Below are 22,906 nucleotides of genomic sequence, written 5' to 3'. Positions count from 1 at the left end.
GAACCAGGCCCCCCGTACCATATGACTTGTGTTCCTGTGTAGCCAATAACCTTGTACATGTATTGTCCAATAGTAGCAGATAGTGTTGTCGTAAGTGTATAGATACCAGAAGCGTTTTTTGTCATTTTGTAAGCGGAATTTCCAACAACGTTTTTCCATCCATTGAAGTTTCCAGCAACGTAATAACCTATATTCGCGCCACTCACCGGTTTGAGCCATACATAACTGTTAAGTACATCAAAGTAAACAACAACAACAGATGCAGATGTGGAAAGATATAGATAACCAGGAGTAACATCTGGATTACTACCTTGACCATTGCCCCATCTAGTATTGTTATAATAATAAAGAGAATAGGCCCAATTATCATTTGGAGTTATTTTAAATCCATAATGGTTGCCAACTGAGAAATTTCCTGTAATGGTCGCGGCAAAGGTGCCATTTCCAATATATGTCATTTTCATAGGAGTGCTCCAGGTGTTTCCCAAATCTCCAGCATAGTACCACGTCATAGACTCTTTTGAGGTGTCACCTACACCGATAGCTTTGTTGGGATCTGTGGCAATTGAAGGGTTAAAATAAAAAGTAACCGTCGTTCCCGATTCAACTGGAATATTAACTCCGGAAGGCCCTCCATACCACTTACCATTGTAAACGATTTTGTACTCGTATTGTTCTTGTTCTTCAGATGCCGAAAGCGTTTTGGTCAACGTGTATAACCCTTTTGAGGGATCGTAAGTCATCTTATATGATGAATTGCTACCACTCCAACCGTTGAAGTTTCCACCTACATAGGCTGAAGGAACGCTCATGGTGGCATTTATGATCTTAACCTGCGAGTTGATCGTGTTGAATTCTATTGTCATGCTATTTGCCTGTGTGGCAAGCTGTATTTTCCCATTTGCAAGATAATACGCACCGTAAGCGCCGTTGAAATAATAAGGTACTAAACTTGCGGGAGATGTTGCGAAAGCTGCCTGCGGTGTGATCTTGAAATTATAAGTACCTGGCTGAAAGACTTTGGATGTTGAAATAGTAACTTTGAAAACACCGTTTCCCTTGTTGTTCATTTTATTGAATTTCCAATTTGTGAAATCTCCACTAAAGTACCAATTCTGTGATGCTTTTGAGCTATCTCCAATTCCCAACGAAGTAAAGGGTTTGACCATTGACTCGTTGAAATGGAACGTTACGTTACCACTTGACACGGGAATAGGCTGATAGCCGTACTTGATAACTTTTCCCTTGTACACTTGTTCAATCATGTACCTGTTTGTCCTATAGGTTAACGTTGAGGCTGGAGTTGGGATATTGGCATTAAACAAATAAATATTTTTTACAGGATCGTACGTCATGAGATAATTTGAATTTGTTGCCCAATTCGTAAAATCCCCAACAACATATGTGGGAGTAGCTACCCATCCGCCTTTAATTGTAAAATTCACAGCATTACTTAGCGTTTCAAGTCCGTAAGAATTTTCAGCTTTTACTGCTAAAATGTAATCTCCATCTGTTAATGGTCCAACTTTTACCATCGTAGCGGATGTCGAAACAAGCAACTGTGAATTCAAATAAACTTTGTAAGTACTTGAATCACCAGTAAATTTGAGGGTAAACATAGAAGAAACGGTTGAATTGTTCAGTGGATTACTTATAACAGGTGTCTGGGGGTAAATATTGGGAAGCGTTGTAGATGTAGATATTACTGTATAAGAGAATGCCGTTGAATCATTTACACTTATTTCAAATTTTATAAGTCCTTCTTGAGGCACAAAATAGAAAATAATTTTTATTGAAGAGTTTGCCAGCGTAACTTTATACACGTTCCTGTAAGAATGATTTCCAATCGTCATCTCAGAAATATATGTAGCACTTTTTCTATATGTACCAACATTGATCTGAGATGAAGAAGGTTTTTCGCCGTACACGCTGTTCATCAAAAGAATTGGAGATGATGAAAAATTTTGAATATAGATTTTTCCATTCTTAATTTGGAAGGAAATTTTTATATCAATACTTGGGTCTCCGGAAAATGCACAAGGTATGTTAATCGTGTAAATAGTAGCTCCATTCGATACAGACTTTTGATAGCTTATCACTTCATTTACTGATATTAACTTGTTTGATAAAACACCCGCTACGGCACTTTTTACAAATCCAAAAAGGGAAATAGATTTAGTTTCAGCGGATTTTACCGATTTGGACTGGGAAATAGATGGTTTAGAGTTAACATCAACAAGCGAGTTTGTCGTTTTCATTGGAAAATAGTCTTGGCCAACAAATATAGATTTCGAGTTTGAGAAAGATTGCCCAGCAGAATTGTAAGCACTCACCATATAAGAATAAGTATGACCAGGCTCAACAATATCTCTATAGGAAGCCGAACTTCCATTTACAGATGCAACAAGTATATAAGATTCATGCGAATTTGAACGCCTCCATATATGAAAACCGGCTACATTTGTAGAAGCTTCTGTCCACGTCAATACAACTGAATAAGTGTTCGGCGAATTAACGAAAAATTCTGGTGCTGCAGGTTTAATAACAACTTTTAATGTTTTCGCACTAATAATATCAGATGTCGCTTTTCCGAATGGATTAGATGCAACTACAAAATATTTGTAAACTGTATTTGGAATTAAATTTTTAACAATATAAGAGGTGGCAATACCGGTTAAGGTCACTTTTGGTGAGAACACATCACTTGTTGCTTGATAAATTGTTATAGAAGATGCATGATCTGATTGTGTCCATTGCAAGGTTATCGTATCGGTAGATATGCTTGTCGCCCTTAAAACAGGCGTGGATGGGGTAGGCAAAGACATCGTCTTGAAATGCCATACCTCACTCTTGACTATGTTTCCTGATTTACGTGTTATTGCTACTTGCCAATAGTATACGGTTGAATATTTCAAATTTCTCAGCAAAATTCTAGTTTTATCTGTTATTCGATAGAAATGTGGTTTTTTTGAGGTGCCGAAGTATACTGTATAACTATCAATACTTGGATTGGGATTTGGATCACTCCATTGAAGGAACGTGTTAATTGAAACATTTGTTGCTTTATTGCTTGGAGACAATAGTAAAGGGGATTTTATTTTTGGAAACAAAAAACATCCAGATAGCAATAACACCAAAATAAGAAACGAAACAACCAACCCAACGATTTTGAATTTCATAAAAATTCCCCCTTTTTGCTTATTACTATCTTTGAAAGTACGTAAAAAACATTTATTATTTTCGGTTTTTGACGCTGTAATCCACAATATGAGAACTCACGTTTGTGTGACGCACGAGATGAGATGAGATGAGAACATAAAATCTAAAACGAAAACAATGGTATCTCCATTTCGCTTTTTGAAATTCCTCCATGCTTTCCCTTCAAATGTCTTTCACTTCCAAGATATTTCACGGTAAAAGAGTGATCTTCTTTTGGAAATGCTAGAAGATCTCCTATTCTGGAAAGCATCTTTTTAGACGGTGAAATACTTCCAAACAGACCATCTTTTACAGCCTGAAGGGAAGGATAAAAATCCACATTTCCATTAAAAAACTCTTTTCCCACCTTTATGGTTTTTTCAAAATCTTTGGTGTAAAGATACATCATGCGAGGTTCTCCTGTTGGCATCATTTCCAAAGTTTCAGAAAACTCATCTAAAGGGGACACGATCCAATCGTTTTTCCAATTTGCTTTCATTTGACCGTGATCGGCGACTATCAAAAAAGAGGTGGTGTCTCTTAGTTTATCGTTCAATCTATCAAAGACAAGCTCTTTGAATTTTAACAACGTGTCTTTTGCTTCTTCAAAATATTCTTCAGAATCCGGACCGTATATGTGTCCCATCGCATCTACCATTGGCCAGTAAGCGTATATGTAAGAGTACTTTTCAGCTTCCACCGCTTTTCTTATTTTGATCATTAAGTCGGTTTTCGTTATGTATCCTTGAACCGCCGCGTTGTGATCCAATGCCTTCGAAAGACCACTTTCTTTGAACGCATTGGCAGTTATAACGAGCGGATTGGCTCCGTAATTTTTCAGATCTTCGTAAACAGTTGAAACTTCTAAAAACGTCGAAGGATTAGCACCCCTTGAAATGAGAGAATCCCTTGGCATCCCAATGGGCGCGAACTCAATCATGTTTGCCAACGTACCAAATTCTTTCAAATAAAGCACGTATCCCAACATTCCATGTTCTATTGGAAGCGCGGCCGTCGCCACGGTAGTGAGCGCGGCAACAGTTGTTGAAGGAAAAACAGTTGAAAGCCGATGCGGTGGTCCAAACATTTTCAACTCTTCCTCATTTTCTTCGTATACTCTAGAGGCAAGCTCGTAACCACAAGCGTCCACCAAAAGAAGGACCACTCTTTCAGCTCTTTCAAATTTCTTTCCCAATATACCGACATCCAGTGGTGTGTGCCTGGCAAGCAAACCAAATTTTGCAGTTATTGAATTTATCAAAGCCACGAGAGAATTGGAATAGTCCATTTTCAAATTCAAATCTTTCATCATCCTTTCACCGATCCTTGCGTTAACCCTCCAACGATGAATCTTTGCAGTCCAAGGAAGATCGCCAGTATTGGTATCATTCCTATCAACGCCGCGGCCGTCAACAATCCCCAATTGGTCGAATATTGACTTGTGGAAAATGTTTGAAGTCCAACTGCGTACGTGTAATGTTTTATACCGGTTAGAACTATGGAAGCGAGTATGTAATCGCCGTAGTTTCCAACGAATCCCAAAATGGTGGTAACGGCCAAAACCGGTGTGGAAAGTGGCAAAACAACTCTCCAGAAAGTCTGAAATCTTGTGGCTCCATCGACCATTGCCGCTTCTTCAAGCTCTTTTGGTATCGCATCAAAAAATCCCTTTATCAACCACGCGTTAAACGCTATTCCACCGCCTATGTACAAGAAGGTTAAGCCTCCCAGGGTGTTCAGACCTAGCGGTGGGAAGAATTTTCCTATGAAATTCAGCAAGAGATAAAGTGCCACCATTGCCATCATGGTTGGAAACATCTGAACAAGCAACAAACCTATCAATCCGTACTTTCTTCCAACGAACCTAAACCTTGAAAATGGATAAGCCATAAATGCCGACAAAAAGACGGTGATAATGGCTGCCGTCCCGGCCACTATTATACTGTTCAAAAGCCATCTCATAAATGGTGGAACGTATTTTACCTTCCAGTACTGCGTCAGGTAATAAGCGCTATCGTTCATATCATTTAACTTACCTTTTGCCTTAGAAAGGTAAGTTAAAGTTGAAAGATCATGACTTCGCCTTGAGATTATACCAAGTGCCGGTCCTATCTTAGAAACATACATTCCGTGATAAAGAGAACTCATACTCGATAATTCTTTTACCATTAGGGGAAAGCCCAGCATGTTAACTTCTACATACGAAGCGCTTCGTTTTTTCAAGTCATTTATGTAAGAAGAATACTGAGACACTAATTGATTGATGGCCTTTGACGTTTCTATGGCAAGTGATGAGGTTTCCATAAGCTTTTTAACGTTGAAAAATTCTTCATACCTTGAATAAGATGGAATCGCTGGTACGCTTAAACCTGTGTTTTCAACTCTGGCATAAAAATCGCTGAGATCGTTTAAAAACGTTTGGGCACTCTCGAAAGAATTTATGGAATTGAACGTTTTCTTAGCTTTTTCATTGAATATCATGGTTGAATAATAAAGTTGAGAGATCAATATTTTCGTATTGATGGCGTTAACCTTTTTACGCAATGAAGCCATCTGTTGCGATAAACTATTCGCCTCTTGATTTATCTTTTGAAACTTGGCGTAATATTGCGATATTTGCGCTTGCGTTGAAGAGTAATTTTGTAAAACAGGCAAAGACATCTTCAACGCCGCTTGGAGTTTTATCATGACAAATGGAAGTGAAGATTTGATGTTTGATATAGCGTCCAAATTCGCATTTGCAAGCAAGAATGCGTTTTTCGATTGAAGGAATTCAAGAGCTTTTAAAATGTTTTCAACCTTTTTCTTTACTTCTGAGAATTCCTTTGTTTTCGGAACATAACCGAGCCATTTTTGAGTGAGATCTATGGACGATGAAAAATCGTAAAAAGTGCCATTTCCAGTTCCTTGTTGAGTTTGAGATGAATTCAAGACGCTTTTTACCACGGAAACGAATTCGCTAAGCGCCATTGAAGTTGGTACTATGTTCGTAGAAAACAATCCTATCTGCGAAGCATCTTTGGTCAAAGTGAGAGAATTTTTGTCAATTTCGTTTTTCAGCGAATCAAGAGCTGACATCTTTTCAGAATAAGATGAACTGAGTTCGTCCAACGAAGCTTGAAGTTTTCCAATAAGCGCTGTATACGCATTTTTCGTGGTGCTTAAAGCATCGCTGAGAGCCTTATCATAGGAAGATTTTGAATTTCTTAAACCTTGCACAAGGGAGAAAACTTCAGTTTTTATCTTCAAGAGTTCATCTTTTTCCGGAGTTTTCATCTTTTGAGAGAGTTTTATGGTGTCCATGTTTATCTTTCTGAGGTATATAGGCGCAAACCATTTCGCATATGAGAAAGTTCCGCTTTTCATCATATCATAAGTTTCTTGATAAGCATCTATCAAATCCTGTGCCGATTGCCCTTTCACGTTATCTTTTTCCAAAAGTTTCGAAACAGTCGATGGAACGTTCTTGATCTTTTCAGCGGCTTTCCTGGATGAATCGCGATACTTTTCCCATCCTTTTTGAAGCTGTGGAAAATAAACACTTACAACTTTTAAAGCCTGTTCATCAGGAGCATTTTGAAGCTGCTGCAAAAGTTTGTACATCCCTGCGAGCTTGTACTCTTTGTCCAATGATGAATATCTTTTTGAAAGATACGAAGCAAGGCTAGAAAGATATTCAACATCTTGCTTTCCATATTTTTTAACGTTATCAAGCGCAATGGATTTCGCTTGTGGTAAAACATTGGTATTTATCCATTTGGCATCTTCGTATATTGAAGATGACATTTTCAACGTCTTGTTGAAATAATTTTGGTAAGCTTCAAAATCTGAATTCAGCTTTCCCAGCACTTCTTTTTTACTCATCTTGTCATATGGATCGCCAAGACTGTATATGTTCGAAATCTCGTTATACAAAGCGGGAACGTTTTTCGGTTCCACGATCAAATCGATGTAATTTTGCCATGTTGTTTGACTGGAGAACAATGAAGAACTTATATACGCGTTGTCTCTTCTGATGGATGTCGTGAATATCCAGAGCACAGGAAACAACACTATGGCTATGACTATCCATATTACCACGTGTCTTATAGGATGGACTTTCATCATTTATTCACCTCTTCAAAAGAACCGGAGAGCTTGAAGTTGACTGCACTTATCGTTGCGATTATGACGAATATCAAGATTGAAATCGCAGCTGCCAAGCCGTAATTTCTTCCCGACGCGCCTCCAAAAGCAAGGTTGTAAGTGTAACTCAAAAGTATATCTGTTTGGCCAGCTGGCGTTATAGAGTTTGGTATTGGTGGGCCACCGGCTGTCAAAAGGTAGATGACGTTGAAGTTGTTGAAATTAAAGGCGAACGATGCGACAAGTAACGGTGCAAGCGGGATCATGAGCAACGGAAAAGTTATCTTCCAAAATGCGTGCCATTTTGAAGCTCCATCAATGGATGCAGCTTCGTACAATTCATTTGGGATGGATTGGAGAGCCCCCAAAGATATAACCATCATATAGGGAAATCCCAACCATGTGTTTACCATAAGCAAAGCCACTTTTGCCCAAAAAGCGTTTCCAAACCAATCTATTGGACCTAAATGAAGCCATTGTTCTAAGAATATTTTGTTTATAATTCCAAAACTCACGTTGAAGAACCCAACCCTGAACATTATTATGGATATGAAAGCGGGAATGGCCCACGGGATTATAAGAAGGGTTCTGTAAATTGTTCTGAATCTCATTTTTCTGTTGTTAAGCACGATTGCCAAGAACAGTCCAACGCTGAAAGTGAAAAACACGCTTAAAGCGGCCCATTCGAAAGTCCAAATGAAAACTGACAAAAATGGGGACATGATTTGCCTGTTGGTCAAAAGATCTTTGAAATTTTTAAGCCCCGAGTAACCATAATAACCCATTATCTTCGTTCTTTTCCCAGTATGAGGGTCTACATTCCAAAATGCGTAGTCTTTTTCAATTACCGGCAAACCGGTAATTGTATTTATAAGGACGGTTTTTTCCACTTTTTTACCATTTTCCAAAACGGGCATGTTCGAAAGGGTATATTCATATTTGGCCGTTACGAGTTTCGCGAATCCATACTTGTTAGTGAAGAAAAGCGTTCCCGTCTGCGGATTTATGAATTCGGTATTGCTGAGAATAGAAGAATAATGCATGTTAAAAAACTTCAAATTTGGAAAAGTATCCCGATCTGAAGGATTGTAAAAATAATTGTAAACGCCTTCTTGTGAAGAAATTGATATCACCTTTGAAGGATCTTTAACAGATCTGACAATCGAATACCTTATTCCATCTATGTTTACGCTTCCATCTGTGAGCATTTCAAATCGACTTATATATCTTTGTCCGCTCTTTTTTGGCATTTGGGCAATGTAAAGTTTTTTCCCTTCTTTTAAAAGAAGAATGAACTTGTTACTTGGTGTGTAGCCATGATAAAGCGTGTAAATCGAATAATCAAAATAATTTGGGTTAGGCTTTATCACTATGGTATTCAACAACGTATCCATTACTTGTTGGCGGCTCCACATGTAACCGGTCATGTAATTTTCAAACGCGATTTGAAATGTGTAGTATATTGGATAAACCGTTAATATCATCATGAATATGAGTGCGGGTATCATGTATAAAAAAGGATAACCCTTTGGATTTATAAGTGCGTAGTCGATGAAGATAAGCAAAAGCGCAACTATCACGGCTAGTCCGTAGGAACCATTTGAAGTTAAAACCACGATTGACCATGCCAGAATGGCATCGATAAGGGCTACAGAGAGCCAAATGGCAACTCGCTTAACAGACAAAACCATCCCTCCAAAAAATGAGGCGGGAAAACCCCGCCTCATATCATCATTCTAAATTATTTCTTTGCTATTGCTGCCTTTATCTGCTCAACTGCCGTGTTCAGAGCGGCTTGAGCGGACTCTTTCCCACTAATGGCAAGGTTCAAGGCATTTGTCCATGCATTCCAAACGGATGCCATTTGAGGAATGTTTGGCATCGGTGTGGTATTGCTCAACGCTTCAACAAAGCCTTTTAGCCATGGAGCGGTCGCTTCCGCCTTTTTGGCAACATCATATCTCGCTGGTATCCTTGGATCGGCTTGCCAGAGCTTGTACATCGTTTCTTCGGTGTCTATGTAATTGGCCATGAATTCCATAGCCTGAATCTGGTTTGGAGACTTTGAATTGATCATGAAACCCTGTACTCCAACGAATGGTTTTCCACCTGGAATTGGAGCAATTCCAAAATTTATACCGGCTTGTTGAACCTGTGGCACTGCCCATTCACCGTTTATCATCATGGCAGCTTTACCGGAATCGAAGAGCTTCATCATGGTGTTGTAATCCTCTCCCTTTGGAAGGAGTCCTTCTTTGAACATCTTGACTATGAATTCAAGCCCTTTCACCGCTCCGGAATTTGCAAGACCTATATCGTTTGGATTTAAACCCCCATTTGCTTTGGTCCCAAATATGTATCCGCCAAACCCTTGAATGAAAGGAGCGGAGAAGTACGGATTTCCAGAAACTCCATATGCCAAACCGTAAAATCCGCCACCAGTCATTTGTTTTGCCATTTCAAAGAAAGCATCGGCCGTTTTCGGTATTTCCGTAACGTAATCTTTGTTGTAGAAAAGGGCTAAAACGTCTATTCCATAAGGAAGACCGTAAAGCTTACCGTTGTAGGAGAATGCATCAAGAGAGGTAGGTGCAAAAGCCTTTAGCTGATCTTTAGACAAGAAAGTTATAGGAGTCAACAGGCCATCTGCTGCCAATTCCCCTACCCAATCGTTTGCTCCGATGATTATATCCGGACCTTGGCCAGCTGATGCGGCCGTTACGAATTTACTTCTTATGTCTCCAAAGTTCATCTCAACAACTTTTACCGGCACACCGTAAACGGATTGGAATTCATTCGCGAGTTGCTTCATAATGGGTGCTCGAACGTTATCGGCCCAGATTAACAATTTTCCGGGCGTTGAGGCAAAGACGCCTAAAGCGAGCAGACCCACAATTACCAAACTCAACAACAAAGTGCGTTTCATCAAAAATTCCCCCTTTCAAATTAAGATACCAATTATAATAAAAACTCCCGTGTAGAAAAAACTTCAACTTCAAAATCGGGAAGGAGTAAAACCTTCCCGATCTCTCAACTCATTTTACTTGCTAACTCCAAGAATCTTGTTTATCTGTTCTTGAGCGTATTGAAGAGCCTGTTCCGGAGTTTTCTTGAAGAACATCGCATCGGAAACGGCGTTTCCAACCTTGGTCCTTATCGTGTACCACGAAGCGATTCCCGGATCAAAGGAACCGTATGGAATCTGGGAGATTAAAACCTTGGCCATCGGGTTGGAAGCTGAATAATCTTTCCAAGCTTGCGTGTCAAGTGCACTTTTGACAACTGGAAGGTAACCAGTCTTTATGGACCAGAACGCTTGAATTTCAGGCTTTAAAAGGAATTTCACGAATTCCCACGCGGCTTTTTGTTGGGCTTCAGAAGCCGTTTTGAATATGGCTATATCCGTTCCCGCGAATGGTGGAGCTTGAACTTTTCCTTTTGGAACTGGAGCGATGGTCCAGGAGAATTTTCCACCAACACTTCTTGCCGTGTACGAAAGTCCAGCCGAAGTATCGATGTACATCGCTATTTTTCCATTTCCAAATGGACCATCCAAATATCCGCCCTGCGCAAATGTCGTTCCGCTCTTTACGAGGTTGACAAGCATTTTTAACGTATCAAGGGCAACTTTAGAGTCGAGATTTCCACGCTTGTAATCAGGAGTTAAAATGTGTCCGCCTTCTTGTCTCAGGAAGACTTCAAAAGTATCTACCGTTGTTCTTAAGCCAAGACCGTATTGGATAACTTTGCCAGAAGAATCTTTCACGGTAAGAAGTTTTGCATCTTTTATGAGTTCAGGAATGGTTTGCGGAATATCGAGACCTTGAAGCATAAGATCGTCCGTGTTGACGTAAAGAACGTAGATAGATTTGTTGAAGGGTAGGGTGTATATTTTACCATTCCACGTGTTCGCCTTTATAAAAGGTGCCCATATGTCATTGAGCTGTGATTTTGAAAGTCCTACGTTTGGATCGTCAATGAAAGTTTGCATGGGTTGAATAACGTTGGATTTCATGAGCTGTGCTGTCCAGTTGGAATAAACCTGGCTTATTGTTGGCAACTGACCACTCACCGCACCAGCAAGAAGCTTTTGAACCAGGACGCCGTAGTTACCAACATAAATTGATTTAACTTCAATGTTTGGATGTTGAGCGTTGAATTCGCTGACTATTTGGCTCAAGGCTTTTCCCTGAGCACCACCCATCGAATTCCAGAACGTTACGACTGTTTTGGCTGCAAAAACGCTGCCTATTAAAACGACAGACAGAGCCAAAACAACGATCAGGATCTTCTTCATTTGAATCCCTCCTTTTTGTGATTGACCAGTATTATATTTTATCACTCCATGGTTTCAAATTCAACAGATCTGAAACCTGATTGAAAGTGTGTTTCAAACTCTTTGAGGTATTTATTACATAATTCGCCCTCTTTAAAAATTCTTCACGTTTTAATTGTGCTTTTAGCCTTGCTATAGCCTCCTCTCTAGAAATATGATTTCTTTTCATAAGTCTACTTATCCTCAACTCGTTCGAGCAATCTGTTACAATCACGTAATCTACATACCTGTCAAATTTCATTTCGAAAAGCACTGCGGCTTCCACAAAAACTTCTCTTACACCTTTTTTTGAGAGTTGTGAGATCTTTTTCAAAATCTCACTTACGATCCGGGGGTGAATTATGGAATTCAAAAGTTCGAGTTTTTTGCGATCTGAAAAAACTATCTTTCCAAGTGTTTTTCTGTCAATTTCATTTTTTTCGTTCAAAGAAATGCCAAACTCCTTAATTAAAAGCTCTTTTACATCATCTTTTTTTAAGATCTCGTGTCCGACTTTGTCAGCATCTATCACATGGTATCCCATTTCTTTTACGAATTTTGCAACTGTGCTTTTTCCAGTTGCTATTCCACCCGTTATCGCTACAATTTTCAAAGAAAATCTCCTTTCTGGTATAATTTTCGTACCTTAAATCATACAACACAAAAGTGGAGGTAAAAAATGAGTTTGAACATTCAATGGAAGGAAAACATGAAATTCATCGCTCACACGCCATCAGGTCACGAAGTTACAATGGATTCTTCAGTTGAAAGTGGGGGAAATGATACGGCGGCGCGACCCATGGAATTGCTTCTTGTTTCGCTTGCCGGATGCACAGCCATGGATGTCATATCCATTTTGAAGAAAATGAAAGCCCTTCCCAATGATTTTCACATTGAAATTGAGTACGAAAGAGCACCTGAACACCCTAAAATTTACACGAAAATACTTCTTAAGTACATCTTCAAAAACGCTCCTTCAAAAGCCAAAGCTGAAAAGGCGGTTGAACTTTCTCAAAACAAATACTGCAGCGTTTCGGCGATGCTTAAAAAGTCATCAAATCTTACCTACGAATTGGTTTTTGATTGATCGATAAGCCTTTCAAGCTCGTCTTCTTTTAAGATTTTTACGCCAAGCTTTTTTGCTTTATCTAATTTTGAACCTGGGTTTTCCCCAACAAGCAGAAAATCCGTTTTTGATGAGACAGCTGAAGAAACATCTGCACCAAGAGCGCTGAGGCGCTCTTTCATTTTATCTCTCGAAACGGAAAGAGTGCCCGTTATCACGAATTTCAATCCCTTTAACGGCTGGAATTCATTTTCTTTTCTTGTGGTAACCTTTCCTATGCCATGCGATAAAAGCTTTTGAACCATTTTTTTGGTTTTTTCCATAGAAAAAAAGCTGACTATCGATTCGGCAACTTTTTCTCCAATTCCCTCTATTTTCATAAGCGAATCCTTATCGGCGTTCATAAGTTCTTCAAGAGAAGAGAAGTTTTTCTCAAGCAACAAAGCTGTTCCTTCTCCTACCATGGGAATTCCCAAAGCGGTTATAACTTTGTGCAAAGGGGCATCTTTTGATTTCTCAATCTCCTTTATTAGATTTTCTGCAGATTTTTTACCCATCTTTTCCAAATTCGCTATTTCTTCAGCTTTGAGCTCATAAATGTCGGATGGATCTTTGAGCATGCCCAACTTTACCAATTTTTTCACCAATTTTTCACCCAATCCTCGTATGTCCATTGCTTTACGAGATGCAAAATTTTCAATCCACGCTTCTATCTTGGCTGGACAATAAGGATTAAGGCATCTAATGGCCACATCTTTTTCATCCAATTTTCCAACCGGTCCACCGCAAACAGGACATTCTTTTGGTATTTCTATCATTTTCTCAGTGCCGTTTCTTTCTTTAACGAGTGGTTTGATGACCTGAGGAATTATTTCGCCGGCTTTCTCAACAAGTACAACGTCGCCGATGCGAATATCTCTTTTTTGGATGTAATCGAAGTTGTGAAGTGAAGCCCTTTTAACAATCGTGCCGGCAAGTTTTACCGGTTCTAATTCGGCGACAGGTGTAAGTATTCCGGTTCTTCCAACCTGGATTTTTATATCTTTGATTTTCGTTCTCGCCTGTTCAGCGGGAAACTTATAAGCTATGGCCCATCTTGGGTATTTTGCGGTAAATCCCAATTTCTCTTGATAGGAAAAGTCGTTAACTTTTATAACGGCACCATCTATTGGAAAATTCACCTCGTATCGATGTTCCTGGCACCATGCAAGGTATTCTTGCATCTCTTTGAGGTCATGTACCAACTTCGATTCTTTGTTCACCTTAAATCCCAACTTATCCATGTAATTCAGCGCATCCCATTGGGTTTTCACACTGTATTTCTCTGGCGAGATCAAAGTGTATATGAAGGAATCCAAATGGCGCTTGGCAACCTCCGAAGTATCCAACTGCCTTAGCGTTCCAGCGGCCGCATTCCTGGGATTGGCAAAGAGGGGCAGGCCTGCTTTTTCTCTTTGGAAGTTCAATTTTTTGAACTCCGTGTACGACATGTAAATTTCACCTCTTACTTCCACGCTCACTCTTTGTTGGAGTATTAGAGGGATGGTGTGTATCATTTTCACGTTCTCCGTGACATCTTCTCCAACTTTTCCATCTCCTCGAGTTGCGGCCAACGTTAATTCTCCGTTTTCGTATACCAATCGTATGGAAAGTCCGTCTATTTTCATCTCACAAACGTAATCAATTTGTGAAACGGAAAGCAATTTTTTGACTCTTCTGTCAAACTCAACCATGTCATCCATTGAATAAGAGTTGTCAAGGCTGTACATGAAAAAAGGGTGTTCAACGCTTTTGAAAGCATTGAGTATTTTGTAACCAACCCTCTGTGTGGGAGAAGAATTAGAAAAAAGCTGAGGATAAGTTTTTTCAAGCTCTACGAGTTCTTTCATCATCATATCGTATTCGTAGTCCGTTATAACAGGATCGTTTAAAGTGTAATACCGGTAGTTGTGATACTCTATTTCTTTTCTGAGCTTTTCAACTCTTTCACGCACTTTTTTTGGAATTTCGTTCAATTTGATTCACCGTCATCCTTTAAGAATTTCGTATATTTTCGCAAATTCGTGGTGGTATTTTTCAAACACAAGCAACACTTCAGGATCAAAATGCTTTGGATCGGTTCTACCATCGCCTTTTGTTATTATCTCAAAAGCTCTTTCATGGCTAAGGGCAGCTTTGTACCTTCTGGGAGAGCGTAAGGCATCGTAAACATCACATAAGGCCACTATTCTTGCTTCTATCGGGATTTCGTTTCCCTTCAGACCATCCGGATAGCCGCTACCATCGTATTTTTCATGGTGATAACGCGCGATGTGTCTAGCTATTTCAAGAAATGGGGCGTCGCCAAGTATCATTTCACCGTAAATGGTGTGTTTTTTCATCTCTTCGAACTCTTCATTGGTTAGGGGGCCATTTTTCATCAATATCTCTCTTGGAACCTTCAACTTGCCTATATCGTGAATCATGGCGTATATGCCTATTTGTTCCACAAATGCGTCGGACATTCCAAGCTTTTTGGCCAAAAATTCGCTATATCTTCCAACTCTTTCCACATGACTTCCCGTTTCGTAATCGTATATTTCGCTTATTTCCGCGAATTTTTCTGCCAGGTAAATGTACGAATTTTTCATTTCTTCTATCATTTTGTTTGAATTCAAAAGCGCGGCAAAATGCGCGGAAAAATTGGTTATGTACTCCATTTCCTCACGTGAAGGTAAATTATTTTCAAACATCATGACAAGCACCGCTATTGGTCTAGAACCAAAGAGAATCGGCACGATGTAATAATTTTCCTTTCCTTTATTCAAGCTTGCCAGATTTCCATTCATTATCTCTTCTTTTAGTGTACCCAATGAGGGAATATCGAATCTTTTTCCTTCAAAGCGAACGATTTTCGTGTTTTTTTCGCTTATATCCAACAAAGCCGCGCCTTCACAACCGTAAATACCTATAAGCTTATCAAGGAGAATTCCGGCGGCTTCATTAACGTTTCTGGAAGAAGATATGAGTTTTGAAGAATCAGATAATTCTTTCAATCTTGAAGATTCTATTGCAAGGCTGTTGGAAAGATTTTCTATATCTTCATAAGAACTTTCCAATTCGTCGTTTGTGGCTTTTAATTCTTCCATATGAGCTGTTATGTCCTGAACCATTTCAACGATTTTGGAATATATCTTGCTAGTTTCCTTAAACTGTTTAACCTTTTTTTCAAGCTCAGGATTAACGTTTAAAACCATCTTTTTCAAATTAAGATGAGAAGTTATCGTTGAAATCGCGCTAATAGAATCTACTATGCGGTTAGCGGAGAGCAAAAAAGACAGGAAGATAATGGCGATAAGGATTGAAAAGATGAATATGGCCCTTTTCATCGATGAAAATACGGCATTTGAAATGGAATCGTACGGTATCAAAAAAGCGACCTCATATGAAGTGTTGGAATTCATTCCAGCGTTTCTCACTAAATCATCGTATCTTTCGAATTTCATCAAATAATCGTTACCGTTCAAATTCACGATTTTATTTGAAGATATATTCTTTTCATTGTGATAGGTAAGTGGATAAACAACTTTTCCGTCTTTCAGAATGAAAAAGTGCTTGTTTCCCATTTCGGCACTTATAAGAGAAAAGAACCTGTTTTCCTTGATGACAATTCCACCGATCAACGTGTTTTTTTCACCTTGCACCGCGACGCTCATCGTAACGACATTGCGATGAAAGTAAGTGGAGTAAAATTCGTCTTCAACAACTTTGAACATCGAAGAAATGGAAGCCACAAACCATGGATTTGAAGGCGCAATGAAGGAAGATTGTAGCTTTACTTCCGGGTAAACATAACTTTCGCCGTCGATAACAGCGAAGGCCCAATCGGCGCCGTAAGTGTCTCTGATTTTTTTCAGCGCCTCTATAACATTCTTTTGACCGATCAATTTGTACGCGTAAATCGGAAGTGAGGCTGAAAAATCGCGCTCTACGTTTACAAACGCATCTTTCATTGACGAGTCGTATTTTTTTGTTTCTTCGAAGATGAGATTTTCTCTTTTTAACGTGTACGTTTTCACTTCAAACCATGTAAAAACACCTATCGATGCTGCAAGAATTACGAAAAACCATATGAAAAGATAAGTTCTTACCTTCATCTAATCCTCCAATAACAATTCTTCAAAAGATGGAAGTTCTTCAACTTCATCTTTTTTTAAAAGTCCAAAATTCGCGTACATGGGTTTTAAGTCAGGAGTACGACTAACGTAATCAAGCAATGCCCCTATCATGGTTTTCTTCGGTAAAGTTATGGGTTTTTTACCATTCAAAATCCTCATCAAATTAAGGGCTACAAAAAGCCCCGACGCGACGGATTCAACGTATCCTTCCACCCCCGTTATTTGACCGGCAAAGAATATCCTTTTGTCCTTTTTCGCTCTGAAATAACCATCCATAATCTCAAAAGGTTCCAGATAAACGTTGGCGTGCATGACTCCGTAGCGAACTACCTTAGCCCTTTCCAGCCCCGGTATCATGTGGATGATCCGCTCTTGTTCAGGCCATTTCAGTCTCGTTTGAAAACCAACCAAATTGTAAAGGCTTCCCACAGAGTTATCTCTTCTCAACTGAACGACAGCGTAATATTTTTTCCCATTTTTTGAAAGGCCAACGGGTCGAAGTGGACCATATCTCATCGCATCCAATCCGCTTCGCGCTATCTCTTCTATGGGTTGGCATCGTGAAAAGAGCAGCTTCCTGTCAAACCCTTCAATTGGCAAAACCTCCGCATGTACTAGAGCTTCCCTGAATGCTATGTACTCTTTTTTTTCCATTGGGCAATTCAAATAGTCTTTACCCTCTTCGTACCTGTTTGCAAAAAAAGCCTTCGACATATCAATACTTTCCGCCGAAACAACGGGAGATACGGCGTCAAAAAAGTGTGCTCCCTTTCCAAATTCCCTTTCCAACCATTTGTAAAGCTCAGCCGAGGTTGCCGGTCCACTTGCGATCACCCAGATATCTTCGTCTTGAGGAATGCTTTTCACTTCTTCCCTCCTCACAACAACATGAGGAGAACTTTCTAAAGTTTCCGTTATCTCTTCAGAAAAAGCCTCTCTATCAACCACAAGAGCTCTTCCACCTGGAATTGAATGTTTCCTGGCCACTTTTAATACGAAAGAACCCAGTTTTTCCAGTTCCTTCTTCAAAAGACCGGAAGCATTTCGAGAAGCATCCAATGACTTTAAAGAGTTTGAACAAACCAGCTCGGCAAATTTATCGCTTTTGTGCACTCCACTTTCGACAGTTGGTCTCATTTCGTGAAGGAACACATCGTAACCTCTGTTTGAAAGCTGAAACGCTATTTCAGAACCTGCAAGCCCCGCACCAACTACGTGTATCACTTGATCTTCCTCCGTAGTATTAACGAATTTCCATTACAGACATCCTCGTATTCCCAACTATCTACCAAATTCCTTATCAGATAAAGACCAAGCCCTCCTTCTCTCGGTTGAGAAAGTGAACGAGGCTTTAATTTTTCAAGTTCAACCTTAGGACCAAAATCCCTTATGCGCATTTCTAAAAATCCATCGTCAATTTTGAAGGTGCACGAGATCAGTTTAGAAGAATCAAAATTGTACGTGTGTTCTATAACATTCACCAAAGCTTCCGAAAGTACGAGCTCCAAATCGTATAACAAACTCTCGTTGTTAACATCGTTGGAAATGAGAAGGTTTCTAAGAACGCAGCGTGTGGCTTTAACGACCTTAACAGAAGCGGGAAGCACTATCACGGCTTTCTCAAATTCGCTCAATTCGTTTAATCCTCCTTTTTCTATTCATCAAAAAGGGAATAAAGTTTTACAGCGTCTTTTAGATTTTTGGGATCCAGACCTGTCAATTCTTTGATTTTATTCAATCTGTAAAGAACCGTGTTTCGGTGAATACTTAAAGAAATTGCCGTTTTCATAACGCTGAAATTGCTGTCGAGAAATTCTTTGAGGGTTTTTACCAGTTCTTCATGAGAAAGAAGCACATCCATCTTTGATCTTTCATTTGATGAAAGAGTGCCGGTAGGAGAGAAACATTTCACATTTTCAAGTATTAAATTAACGAATGAGTCTTCTGAAATGGCAAAATTAGTCAAAATCAAAGATACCATTTTATTTTTTCCATCTAAAGGAATGGCAAAAACATTTGCACCATCTTTTACCATACTAACCCTTACCTTCGTCTTTAAGGCAATTAAAGCTGCTTCTCTTACCTCTTCGTCAATATTGAATGATGTGAAAAGGGTTTTCCCATTTTCCGAAATAATGGCAACGTCGGCATTTATCGTTTTTTTCAGTTTCTTACCCAATCTTTCGTAATAACTGTCCATCTTCTTCCTTTCTAATGCTGAAAATGCACCCACAGTAATTTTGCCGATATAGACCAAGCTCTTTTGAATATCTCACGCTTTCAAGAAAGCCGTCCTTCTTTCTAAAAATACTCGTAAAATACTCGACTCCAACACTTTTCCCTATTTTTGGGCCTACTTCGTTGATGAATCTAACGTCTTTATGAGGGCTTGTCGTCAAGGAAGTTGTAAACGCATCGAAACCAAGTTCTTTTGCCTTTAGCGCTGTCATTCTCAAACGGTACGCTATACACGCCTTGCAACGCATGCCTCCTTCCGGCAAATCCTCTAAACCCTTCACCGCTTTAAACCACTTGTCTGGTTCATATGGAGGATAGATAACTTTAAAATTCCACGCTTTTGAAAGCTTTTCGACGGCTTCTTTTCTTCTTTCATATTCTTGTCTGGGATGCACATTCGGATTAAAAAAGTAACCAACAACCTCATGCTCGATCGACAACCGCTTGTAAGCGGTTGTCGCATCGGGAGCACAACAAATGTGTAAAAGTATTCTCATCTATTCAACACCTTTTTGACTTTTTCTTTCAGCGATTCGACATCAAGTCCTTCCATTTCGTAAAGCGTACTTGCCGCTCCTGAGCGTGTATATTCACTCAAGCCTATTTTATCAAATGTTTTCGGATAAGTGCCATTTTCCGTTATGAATTCAGAGATGACGGCGGCCAATCCAGTATGAACGTTATGATCTTCAAAAGTTATAACATGTTTTGAAGCTATGTACTTTCCTATCCATTTTGGAAGATCAAATGGACATGGTACGCCTACGACACTCACTTTTATTCCTTCTTTTTCCAATTCGTCCGCGGCCAAAACGGCTATGTGAGAGGTTTGCCCATAAGAGAATATGGTAACATCTTCTCCTTCTCTGAATAGATCACACTCTCCGTATTCGAATTTGTAGTCCTCTCCAAAGAAAGCTTCTCCGTTTTTCTTTTTTACGACGGGTATCTTCGATCTTCCAACTGCCACTGCGTAGTTTCCATACACTTGAGCTATGTGCCTGATAACCCTATCGGTTTGGTTGGCATCCTGTGGCACGATGAGTTTAAAGTGGTAAAGATTTCTTAAAACGCCCGTGTAATCAACGCAATGGTGAGTTTTACCATCTTCGCCAACATCCGTTCCAACGTGCGTGACGACCAATTTCAAATTGGTGTGATTTATATCGTTAAGCCTATGCTGGTTGTAGGTTTCGTCTATCCCGAAAACCCCAAAATCGCTGAAAAATGTTACCACGCCTTGAGAGGAAAGGGCACCTCCAATGGTGGCTGCATTGTGTTCCTGAATCCCAACCTGCCAAAAAGAGTTTGGCACCACACTTTCAGCCATATTGGTTTTTGTAGAAGGTTTTAAATCGCAATCTAAGATTGCTACAGGCGTATTGTCTTTTTTCTTTTCATTGAAAAAAACTATGTCTGCCAGTGCGCGCCCGAAGGCGTCCCTGTTTGCAACTTTTTGAGTCACATCGTATATTCTTGGTTCTCCAGTGTCCACCTTTATTTCGTACGTTGGTATTTCGTAATGAGGCTTGTTAAAGGTTTTTCTCATCTCAATGTATTTTTCGAGATCGTTTTCCAGACCCAACTCTTTCAAAGCCTTATCACATTCCTCCATGCTGAGAGGCTTACCGTGATAAGTCACATCATCTTCCATGAACGAAATTCCCTTCCCCATAATGGTCCTTGCCAAAATGGCAGTTGGAACATCTTTGTTGTGAATGGCATACCTCACGGCGTTGTAGATTTGAGCGTAATCGTGTCCATCAACTTCCAACACGCGCCAACCCGCCGCTTCATACTCTGCCCTCAAATTGACGTACATTATGTTTCTCATATGACCGCTTATTTGAGCATCGTTGTAGTCTATTACAACCGTTATGTTAGAAAGTCCATACTTCTTGGCAAATCTTCTAGCCTCCGCTACCTGTCCTTTTGCCTGCTCAGCATCGCTCATAAGCGCAAACACATGATAGTCGTTTCCCGTTATTTTGGAAGCCAAAGCCATTCCACACGCTGCGCTTAAGCCCTGACCTAAATTTCCGGTCGACCATTCTACGCCGGGTATTCCTCTCGTCACATGTCCTTCGTAAGGGGAATTGGCGTATCTGAATCCGGCTATAACCTCGTCTATGTCAAAAAAGCCCAGCCTTGCCAGCGCAGAATACACTCCCGGGGAAGTATGACCGTGACTCACTATTATCCTGTCTCTCTGTGGATTGAATGGATCTTTTGGATCTATAGCCGCGTTTGAAAAAACCGTCAAATATATGTCTATCGAACTCATTGAACCTCCCGGGTGGCCGGATTTTGCAACTGTGGTCATCTTCAATATATCTCCCCTGCACAAGCGGGCAAGTTCTTCCAACTCTCTTATCTTCTTTTCCGAAAGTTTTTCCTCTTCAAAATGCGTCTTTAGCATACAAACACCTCCATTTTAGAACAACACTCGTTCGTAATCACTTAGTTTTGACATCCATTTCAATTCATTGAGAGCGTCAAAATTCACATCTGCCACTACCACTTCCCCTTCATCTGAAGAATTCGAAATGGCCAGTATTCCATCACCAAGCTTTGTCAACTCTAAAGGAGCGTACAGAGCGCTTCTTCCAATAAGCTTTTTATTTGAATAATTTCCAACCAGCTTACTTTCTACGGAAAAAACGTAATCCTGTTGGGCAAGCATCCAGGCTTTGCTAATCGTTCTTTCTCGGTGTCCCACATTTCCAAAACGCGGGAAAAGGTAAACGCTAGCCCCAAGATCGAATTCTTCGTCGAAGTCGGAATCGAACTGAGAAACGTAAATCTTTTTTTCATCACATTCTACCATTTTTTCGCTCATCATTTCACCTTGAGGTGTCCAAATACGCCCCATAAAAATTCCCTCGTTTACAGAACTTTCTTCTATGTAAACTTCTTCAAGGCAAGAAATATCTTTGAAAATTGAAGTGTAAACTTCAAATATTTTCTTCTTTTGTAACGAATTCATGCGCTTATATGAAATGGGATTGAGTTCCAAATTCATTCCTTGAGGGAAGCAAATCAACTGCGCCCCTTCATTTTTTGCTTGTAACACGACTTCATGAACATGTTTGTAAAAATCCTTCGCACTTTTAAAGGTACGGAATTCGTCTTGTATAGCTGCTACTCTTGTGATCTTTACGTCACGTGCTTTATTCCTTGATGAAGAGAAGAATGATTTGAATTTCATTCTATGTTGAAGCAAGAACGAAAGAAAAATATTTTTCATTTGCTGTCTCCCTTAAATTCCCTGTCTTGTTTGACTTCTTTATCATCGCAAATGGGAGGAACTTCTACGAAAGAATAAAGTTCGTGTAAAAATATTATTCCACTTTTCATGTTTTGCTCCTTGAGAAAGAAAGAATATCCAACTTTTTCATTCAAACGAGACAGCAAGATAGTTGGGACTTCACTCACCTGAGAAGCTCCCCATCCATTTGCCACTAATTGGTGAGAATTGTAACGTTCTAGCTCAAGGTATCCTATTATGAGGCTCACTTTTTGTTCAGAAAGTCTTCTTAGGAGTTTTCTTATTCTCATCTCTTTCCCATAAAGAATGGCGATTTTCTTACCGCCTATCTCGAATATCAAATCGTCAAGAGCGCTGGGAATACGCCAACTTCTTCCCCTTTTTCCAGAAATTTTGTGCAACGATACACCATTTTGCGAAAAAACGATCCACTTTCCCACTGAAAGCGGTAAATTTTGGAACGTCACGCCTACTTCAAAATCGCCGAATTCCTCAGCTACAATAGTTGGTCCCATAAAGATCTTCACTTAAAATTCGCC

General features: G+C 39.7%; 17 protein-coding genes. 1 reads left to right on the top strand and 16 read right to left on the bottom strand.

Annotation, left to right across the window (positions count from 1 at the left end; genetic code table 11):
* The 7 genes from ACXJIN_RS00385 to coaE form a co-directional block, all read right to left on the bottom strand.
* Window positions 1-3,179: fibronectin type III domain-containing protein (locus ACXJIN_RS00385; protein ID WP_456398534.1), on the bottom strand; the 3,179-nt coding region annotated here is incomplete at its 3' end.
* A gap of 143 nt (window positions 3,180-3,322) precedes the next feature.
* Window positions 3,323-4,507, bottom strand: coding sequence for an alkaline phosphatase family protein (locus ACXJIN_RS00380; RefSeq protein WP_456398532.1), 1,185 nt, complete (start codon window positions 4,505-4,507; stop codon window positions 3,323-3,325).
* Window positions 4,507-7,305, bottom strand: coding sequence for an ABC transporter permease subunit (locus ACXJIN_RS00375; RefSeq protein ID WP_456398525.1), 2,799 nt, complete (start codon window positions 7,303-7,305; stop codon window positions 4,507-4,509). The genes ACXJIN_RS00380 and ACXJIN_RS00375 overlap by 1 nt, the downstream gene beginning before the upstream one ends.
* A complete protein-coding gene (locus ACXJIN_RS00370) occupies window positions 7,302-9,008 on the bottom strand; it encodes an ABC transporter permease subunit (RefSeq protein WP_456398523.1) in 1,707 nt (568 codons plus the stop codon). Before ACXJIN_RS00370 ends, ACXJIN_RS00375 begins: the two co-directional genes overlap by 4 nt.
* A gap of 56 nt (window positions 9,009-9,064) precedes the next feature.
* Window positions 9,065-10,249 carry a sugar ABC transporter substrate-binding protein gene (locus tag ACXJIN_RS00365; RefSeq protein ID WP_456398521.1) on the bottom strand — a complete coding sequence of 395 codons (1,185 nt, stop codon included), beginning with the start codon at window positions 10,247-10,249 and terminating at the stop codon, window positions 9,065-9,067.
* Window positions 10,250-10,363: 114 nt separating this feature from the next.
* A complete protein-coding gene (locus tag ACXJIN_RS00360) occupies window positions 10,364-11,620 on the bottom strand; it encodes an ABC transporter substrate-binding protein (protein ID WP_456398519.1) in 1,257 nt (418 codons plus the stop codon).
* A 31-nt stretch (window positions 11,621-11,651) separates the two neighbouring features.
* Entirely contained in the window at window positions 11,652-12,251 is a 600-nt protein-coding gene (gene coaE, locus ACXJIN_RS00355) for a dephospho-CoA kinase (protein ID WP_456398517.1), read from the bottom strand.
* Window positions 12,252-12,323: 72 nt separating this feature from the next.
* Between coaE and ACXJIN_RS00350 the strand changes: the two genes are divergently transcribed.
* Window positions 12,324-12,725: an OsmC family protein gene (locus ACXJIN_RS00350; RefSeq protein WP_456398538.1), complete on the top strand. Its 402-nt coding sequence runs from the start codon at window positions 12,324-12,326 to the stop codon at window positions 12,723-12,725.
* Here the strand turns inward: ACXJIN_RS00350 and ligA are convergent.
* Genes ligA through ACXJIN_RS00305 form a run of 9 tightly spaced genes read right to left on the bottom strand, consistent with a single transcriptional unit; the run spans window position 12,704 to window position 22,894 of the window.
* Window positions 12,704-14,719: an NAD-dependent DNA ligase LigA gene (gene ligA, locus ACXJIN_RS00345; RefSeq protein WP_456398515.1), complete on the bottom strand. Its 2,016-nt coding sequence runs from the start codon at window positions 14,717-14,719 to the stop codon at window positions 12,704-12,706. The two genes, ACXJIN_RS00350 and ligA, sit on opposite strands and share 22 nt — an antisense overlap.
* Before the next feature lie 12 nt (window positions 14,720-14,731).
* A complete protein-coding gene (locus tag ACXJIN_RS00340) occupies window positions 14,732-16,840 on the bottom strand; it encodes an HD domain-containing phosphohydrolase (RefSeq protein WP_456398513.1) in 2,109 nt (702 codons plus the stop codon).
* Window positions 16,841-18,085, bottom strand: coding sequence for a methylenetetrahydrofolate--tRNA-(uracil(54)-C(5))-methyltransferase (FADH(2)-oxidizing) TrmFO (gene trmFO / locus ACXJIN_RS00335; protein WP_456398511.1), 1,245 nt, complete (start codon window positions 18,083-18,085; stop codon window positions 16,841-16,843).
* Entirely contained in the window at window positions 18,082-18,495 is a 414-nt protein-coding gene (locus tag ACXJIN_RS00330) for an ATP-binding protein (RefSeq protein ID WP_456398509.1), read from the bottom strand. The genes trmFO and ACXJIN_RS00330 overlap by 4 nt, the downstream gene beginning before the upstream one ends.
* A 20-nt stretch (window positions 18,496-18,515) precedes the next feature.
* A complete protein-coding gene (locus ACXJIN_RS00325) occupies window positions 18,516-19,061 on the bottom strand; it encodes a PucR family transcriptional regulator (RefSeq protein WP_456398508.1) in 546 nt (181 codons plus the stop codon).
* Complete coding sequence (locus ACXJIN_RS00320; RefSeq protein WP_456398506.1) at window positions 19,033-19,596, bottom strand: epoxyqueuosine reductase QueH; 564 nt, start codon at window positions 19,594-19,596, stop codon at window positions 19,033-19,035. The genes ACXJIN_RS00325 and ACXJIN_RS00320 overlap by 29 nt, the downstream gene beginning before the upstream one ends.
* Entirely contained in the window at window positions 19,593-21,518 is a 1,926-nt protein-coding gene (locus ACXJIN_RS00315) for a transketolase (RefSeq protein ID WP_456398505.1), read from the bottom strand. The genes ACXJIN_RS00320 and ACXJIN_RS00315 overlap by 4 nt, the downstream gene beginning before the upstream one ends.
* A gap of 15 nt (window positions 21,519-21,533) precedes the next feature.
* Window positions 21,534-22,346 carry a carbon-nitrogen hydrolase family protein gene (locus tag ACXJIN_RS00310; RefSeq protein WP_456398503.1) on the bottom strand — a complete coding sequence of 271 codons (813 nt, stop codon included), beginning with the start codon at window positions 22,344-22,346 and terminating at the stop codon, window positions 21,534-21,536.
* Window positions 22,343-22,894 carry a hypothetical protein gene (locus tag ACXJIN_RS00305; RefSeq protein WP_456398501.1) on the bottom strand — a complete coding sequence of 184 codons (552 nt, stop codon included), beginning with the start codon at window positions 22,892-22,894 and terminating at the stop codon, window positions 22,343-22,345. Before ACXJIN_RS00305 ends, ACXJIN_RS00310 begins: the two co-directional genes overlap by 4 nt.
* Between the last annotated feature and the right edge of the window lie 12 nt (window positions 22,895-22,906).

It is taken from the genome of Mesoaciditoga sp. (genome assembly GCF_054006115.1).
The sequence above is the reverse complement of the archived record's forward strand: the minus strand, read 5'-3'. Positions and strand labels throughout refer to the sequence as shown.

Excerpts from the sequence above, each read along its gene's own strand:
- ACXJIN_RS00360 (WP_456398519.1), bottom strand. The coding sequence starts at position 11,620 with ATGAAGAAGATCCTGATCGTTGTTTTGGCTCTGTCTGTCGTTTTAATA.
- ACXJIN_RS00320 (WP_456398506.1), bottom strand. The coding sequence starts at position 19,596 with ATGAGAATACTTTTACACATTTGTTGTGCTCCCGATGCGACAACCGCT.
- ACXJIN_RS00365 (WP_456398521.1), bottom strand. The coding sequence starts at position 10,249 with ATGAAACGCACTTTGTTGTTGAGTTTGGTAATTGTGGGTCTGCTCGCT.
- ACXJIN_RS00325 (WP_456398508.1), bottom strand. The coding sequence starts at position 19,061 with ATGGACAGTTATTACGAAAGATTGGGTAAGAAACTGAAAAAAACGATA.
- ACXJIN_RS00310 (WP_456398503.1), bottom strand. The coding sequence starts at position 22,346 with ATGAAAAATATTTTTCTTTCGTTCTTGCTTCAACATAGAATGAAATTC.
- ACXJIN_RS00380 (WP_456398532.1), bottom strand. The coding sequence starts at position 4,507 with ATGAAAGATTTGAATTTGAAAATGGACTATTCCAATTCTCTCGTGGCT.
- ACXJIN_RS00315 (WP_456398505.1), bottom strand. The coding sequence starts at position 21,518 with ATGCTAAAGACGCATTTTGAAGAGGAAAAACTTTCGGAAAAGAAGATA.
- ACXJIN_RS00375 (WP_456398525.1), bottom strand. The coding sequence starts at position 7,305 with ATGATGAAAGTCCATCCTATAAGACACGTGGTAATATGGATAGTCATA.
- ACXJIN_RS00340 (WP_456398513.1), bottom strand. The coding sequence starts at position 16,840 with ATGAAGGTAAGAACTTATCTTTTCATATGGTTTTTCGTAATTCTTGCA.